We start from the raw sequence: 5750 nt of genomic DNA, 5'->3' as shown, positions 1-5750 counted from the left end.
TTTCGTTTGTCGCATTTTGCGTTGTTGCTATCAGCGACTCGTATAATATTACACCTCTATATATTAATAGTCAATAACTTTTTTTCAATAGATTTATCTCTTCTTTATGAAGCGTTATAAAAGTATCCTAAAACATCTCTTCTCCCTACTTGGTTTCCACTATCTATAAACCTTTAGTAAATTATCATACATTTACCTTTCTCCATTCGATTCTATACTTACAACCTTATTTTAACAATTAATAGTATATAATGAGATAGCTGTTGTATTTTTCATTACCCAAACCATAATACAAAAATTCTATTATAAGCAGGTGAAAATATGGAAGATATCCGTGTACTGATAGCAGACGATGATAAAGAAATTCGAGAGTTATTAAAAAAATATCTAGAACGGGAATTATATACAGTAGATACTGCGATAAACGGTGAAGAAGCTCTTCACTTATTTAATCAAAATAAATATAACCTTATCATACTAGATCTGATGATGCCTAAGGTTGATGGTATCGAAGTATGTAGAAGACTTAGGGATAAAACAAATATCCCTATATTAATGCTCACTGCTAAAGATCAAGAAGTAGATAAAATTTTAGGCTTAAGCATAGGTGCAGACGATTACATTACAAAGCCTTTCAGTATTAATGAAGTGGTTGCTAGAGTAAAAGCTCTTATGAGACGTTTTTTAGTATTAGGAAGTAATGCTATTACACATGAAAACAAACTCCTAACATTTAAAGGACTAACAATTGATGTAAAAAAGTACACAGTTAACGTAAATGGCGCAGAAATTTCTTTAACAGGAAAAGAACTAGAATTATTAAAGTTTTTTGCTTTAAACCCTGAACAAGTTTTCACAAAAACACAACTCTTCCGTAATGTTTGGGATAGTAACTATATAGAAGATGATAATACCGTTATGGTGCACATTCGAAAGCTTAGAAAGAAAATAGAAGCTGACCCTTCCAATCCTAAATTCATCCAAACCGTCTGGGGCATTGGTTATAAATTTGTAGGTGAGAAGAATGAAGAATGATAAAATTCTCTATCTAATCCTATTGCAGTTTATAACCATTACTGGACTTCTATTTATAGATATGGTTCACATATTAAAATTAATTGTATTCATTATCCTTATCGTTATAACAGTAAGTCTTTTCTTTACAAGACTTCATTTTATTCAAACTAGGAAGTCCATGGTTACGAAATTAAGACGCGTTATTAATGGCAATCTACATACGCGATTATATACAAATAACGATCATTCACTAGATGACGTCATTTTTTCTATAAATGAGTTAATAACCGAGCTAGAAAAAGTGCAAGTTGAGGCCAAAAAGTCTCAAAAGGCTAGAAAACAACTTCTATCTAGTATCTCACATGATATACGAACACCTCTTACTTCGATTATTGGATATATTGACGCATTAAAAGATGATATAGCTGCTTCAGAGGAAGAAAAACTGGAATATCTTGAAATACTCTCAAATAAATCAAATAGCTTAAAACACTTAGTTGATGAAATATTTAATATGGCCAAGCTTGATGCAGATGAATTTCCATTAAAGGAAGAGCAACTTGATTTTTCAGAGATTACTAGAGAATCACTAATCGAGTTTTTACCTGAACTATCAAAACATGGTATTGAGTTACAAGTTAATATCCCAGAAGACCCTTGCATCATTACAGCAGATTCTTTTAGTCTTATGCGAGTTATAAGTAATCTCCTAAAAAATGCTATACATTACGGAAAGCCTGGAAAAATAGTAGGCATCGAACTTTTAGAAACCACTAATGACTATCAGCTGCTCATTTGGGATAAAGGCCCTGGCATTTCAACAGGTGATCTAGAGAACGTATTTGAGAGAATGTACCGAAGTGACCAATCAAGGAATCCTTCGCATGGCGGGAGTGGCTTAGGCCTTGCCATCGCAAAAGCTCTCGTAGAAAAAAACGGTGGCCAAATATGGGTAGAAAGTATTCCGTGGAAAAAAACCACCTTTGGCTTTTCCATCCCCAAACAAACTGCTTTTAAGAAATAGTTAAGAAATGATTAAGCAGCAGTTAAATCCTCCTTTTTATCATGTACTTAAGAGATTATAGAAAGTAGGTGTTCAACATAAATACAATTATAAAAACAACAAACTTAACTAAAATTTATGGCAAACAAAAATCAGTAGATAATCTAAATATAAATGTAAATCAAGGAGAGATTTACGGCTTTATCGGACGAAACGGCGCAGGTAAAACAACGACCATTCGAATGCTACTAGGATTAATAAAACCTACAAGCGGAAAAATCGAAATATTCGGGGAGGATTTTTTCAAAAACCAAAAAGAAATTTTAAGAAGAATTGGTTCTATTGTTGAAGTTCCAGGGTTTTATGAAAACCTTACTGCAAGAGAAAATTTATTAATTAATGCCAAAATTATTGGAGTTCACAAAAAAAATGCAATTGAAGAGGCATTAGAAATTGTAGGATTGCAACATGAAACAAGAAAGCTAGTAGGAAAATACTCATTAGGGATGAAACAGCGATTAGGAATAGCGAGAACTCTACTCCATTATCCAGAACTATTGATACTAGATGAACCGACAAACGGCTTAGATCCAATTGGGATTAAAGAAATGCGAAAACTTATTAAATCTTTAGCACAAGAAAGGAACATAACGATATTAATTTCTAGCCATATTTTAGCTGAAGTCGAACAGCTAGTAGATCATATGGGGATTATTCATGAAGGGAAGTTATTAGAAGAAACTTCTCTTGATACACTTCGAAAAACAAATCGTAAATACTTAGAATTTCAGGTGAATAACGATAATAAAGCTACGATGCTTTTAGAGAAACAATTTCATATTTTTGACTATGAAGTACATGATGAAGGAAATATTCGCGTTTATTCTCATTTTGGGCAACAAGGGCAGATTAATAAAACGTTTGTTCAAAATGATATTGAAGTATTAAAGATTATGATGAGTGAAGACCGACTAGAGGACTATTTCACCAAATTGGTTGGAGGTGGCACAATTGGTTAATCTATTATACACAGAACTATTAAAGTTGAAACGTTCTAACATGTTCTTGATTAGTATTATTGGGGCAGCGGTAGCACCCTTTATGATAGTTTTGGCCTTTTATATAGAAAAGAAAACAAAACCATCTGTTACACCCGCAAGTTTCGATGTCCTTTTTCTTAATGTTAATATGTATACTATTTTATTTATGGGAGTCCTTCTATATGGAGTTGTTACCGCTTATCTCTTTAATCGTGAATACACAGAAAATACATTAAAAAATCTATTAACCATTCCTGTATCACGTTTTAACTTTATTATGAGTAAATTCACCCTTCTGTTCATATGGATCATAATTCTGACTATAGTTGCCTGGGGACTAACTTTAATATTAGGGCTATTAGGAGGTTTTCCTGGATTAAGCAGCCTAGTATCTTTTCAATTTTTAGTGAAATTTTTAATAGGTGGTGGATTCCTTTTTATCTTGTCCCCTCCTATTGTACTGCTAACTCTTGTAATGAAGACTTATGTTCCGCCTATTATATTAACAATTGTTATAACGATGGTAAACCTTATGATTACGAGTTCAGAGCACAAAGATTTGTTTCCTTGGACAGCTGCACTAGATATAGTAAATAACGAACTGCAACCAACATATCCACCAGAATATTCTTATGTTATCGTTGCCGCTACAGCTATTATCGGCTTTCTCGCAACACTATTCTATTTTAAAAAGGTTGATATTCATTAATTTATAAAGATAATGCAATGTATTCTACGTCTATCTACAGCATTTTCATTTAAATAATAGGAGTGAAATTATGAGCGATACAATTATTGCCTTCATACTCGGTATTGTAGAGGGACTGGCCGAATTTTTACCTATCTCTTCTACTGGGCATCTTATATTAGTTGGACACTTATTAGGTTTTGAAGGAGAAAGAGCAAAAACATTTGAGATTGTCATACAATTAGGAGCAATTTTAGCTATTGCTGTTTTATATCACAAACGCCTTGTTTCCTTATGTAACATTAAGCCTCTCTTGCAGAAAGAGAAAAAATTTAATGTACTACATGTTTTCCTAGGTGTATTCCCAGCTGTAGTTGCTGGCTTACTATTACATGATGTAATTAAAACATACTTATTTCAGCCATATACTGTCGTTATCGGACTTGTAGCAGGAGCAATTCTTATGATTTTCGCAGAAGTCAAAAAACCTGAAGCTACCTCTTATTCATTAGACGATTTAACGTATCGTCAAGCATTAACAATTGGATTATTTCAATGTTTAGCGGTATATCCTGGTTTTTCAAGAGCTGGATCTACAATGTCTGGAGGATTGTTAGCAAAAGTGAACTATAAAGCTGCATCAGAATTTTCTTTTCTTATTGCTCTTCCTGTCATGGTCGGTGCAACAGGTCTAGACTTATTAAAAAGTTGGGAACATTTAAGTATAGATGATATTCCAATGTTTGCAGTAGGATTTATTACTTCTTTTATTGTAGCGATGCTAGCAGTTGTAACTTTTTTAAAACTACTAGCACAAATAGGTTTAAAACCTTTCGCTTATTATCGTATTTTATTAGCTCTTGTATTCACTATCTTCGTACTGCTCTAATCATAACAAGATTCTCTATACACTAACGAGCCGATATTCCTATGGAAGAATCGGCTCGTTGTGATTATAAATGCCTATCAGGTATACCTTCTCAATTTTAACGAAAAGATACGTTAAACAAACTTCTCATAAAAAGCGTTGGTCTTATTATTTAAATGAATCATCTAATCTTGAAAATGTAGGTATTTGTTTAAAAGGGCTTGACTTTATTATTCTGAATATTCTTTAATATATATATATGTAGTAAAGGTTCATACAATAGATGGATATAAATGAACAGCGCGAGTATATTAAGCATATTTATTCAGCAGTTTTCTTTTACTGATCCAAAAAACAACGAAGAAAATGTAATTTACCAAACAACCTATCATTAACAAACGGAATCTTATGGTGAGCAATTAGGCATGTAAATAAAGTGAAACTGTAATCAGTGAGGTTCTCCTCATCCCCCGCCTAACTTCTTTGCTTTCGCTAAATTTTGAAATTAAAGTCTTGCTACCCCGAATAGTGGAATAACCAATAGAGAAATGAGTGAATGATACAAATGAACCAATTAGCGCAAAAATATTGGAATAAGTATTGGGGAGAAAACGAAAAGCCGCAATCTGTCAGCGCATGGCAGTTCGGAGCATCTCCTGACTATCTTGCTCAATTAGTAATTGATGGTGTAAAAACAGCAACATGCTCTGGTCATATCTTCTATGAACTAGACAATGAGCCACTTCCTAGGGTAAATGATTATAGCATTATCTTAAATATCCATGATGAACCTGTAGCCATTATTAAAACAATAGAAGTAACTGTAACACCAATGAATGAAGTGTCCGAAGAATTTGCCATTGCAGAAGGCGAAGGTGATCGAACTTATGACTACTGGAGAAAAGTTCATATAAAATTTTTCACTGAAGAATTACACAAAATTGGACGTGAGTTTTCTGAAGACATGTTACTCGTTTGTGAGCGTTTTGAACTCATTGATATCAAAAGATAAACATAGCTACTATTTGCACCCAAGCCCATCATCTATGATTCGAGAAATAGGTATTATGTTATAAACCACAAAAAAACCTAAGTCGAAATGACTTAGGTTTTTGCTTGGCGACGTCCTACTCT

The 5750-nt window shown here is 33.1% G+C and carries 6 protein-coding genes; all 6 read left to right on the top strand.

The annotated features are described in order from the left end of the window. The first annotated feature begins 321 nt into the window (after nt 1-321). The 6 genes from Y7E_RS0106635 (at nt 322) to Y7E_RS0106610 (ending at nt 5628) form a co-directional block, all read left to right on the top strand. Nucleotides 322-1035, top strand: coding sequence for a response regulator transcription factor (locus Y7E_RS0106635; RefSeq protein ID WP_017150506.1), 714 nt, complete (start codon nt 322-324; stop codon nt 1033-1035). Beyond that, entirely contained in the window at nt 1025-2041 is a 1017-nt protein-coding gene (locus tag Y7E_RS0106630) for a sensor histidine kinase (protein ID WP_017150505.1), read from the top strand. Before Y7E_RS0106635 ends, Y7E_RS0106630 begins: the two co-directional genes overlap by 11 nt. 68 nt (nt 2042-2109) lie before the next feature. Then, nucleotides 2110-3039 (top strand): ABC transporter ATP-binding protein, encoded by a 930-nt coding sequence (locus Y7E_RS0106625; RefSeq protein WP_017150504.1) that lies wholly within the window; start codon nt 2110-2112, stop codon nt 3037-3039. Beyond that, nucleotides 3032-3769: an ABC transporter permease gene (locus Y7E_RS0106620; RefSeq protein WP_017150503.1), complete on the top strand. Its 738-nt coding sequence runs from the start codon at nt 3032-3034 to the stop codon at nt 3767-3769. The genes Y7E_RS0106625 and Y7E_RS0106620 overlap by 8 nt, the downstream gene beginning before the upstream one ends. Nucleotides 3770-3839: 70 nt before the next feature. Further along, entirely contained in the window at nt 3840-4637 is a 798-nt protein-coding gene (bacA, locus tag Y7E_RS0106615; protein WP_017150502.1) for an undecaprenyl-diphosphate phosphatase, read from the top strand. A gap of 544 nt (nt 4638-5181) precedes the next feature. Then, the gene (locus Y7E_RS0106610) at nt 5182-5628 is read left to right on the top strand and encodes an ASCH domain-containing protein (protein ID WP_026049119.1); all 447 of its coding nucleotides are present in this window, start codon (nt 5182-5184) and stop codon (nt 5626-5628) included. Nucleotides 5629-5750: the final 122 nt, after the last annotated feature.

Source organism: Bacillus bingmayongensis (genome assembly GCF_000299035.1).
Classification (GTDB): Bacteria; Bacillota; Bacilli; order Bacillales; family Bacillaceae_G; genus Bacillus_A; species Bacillus_A bingmayongensis.
Note: the sequence above shows the minus strand (reverse complement) of the source record. Positions and strands in the feature narration are given on the sequence as shown.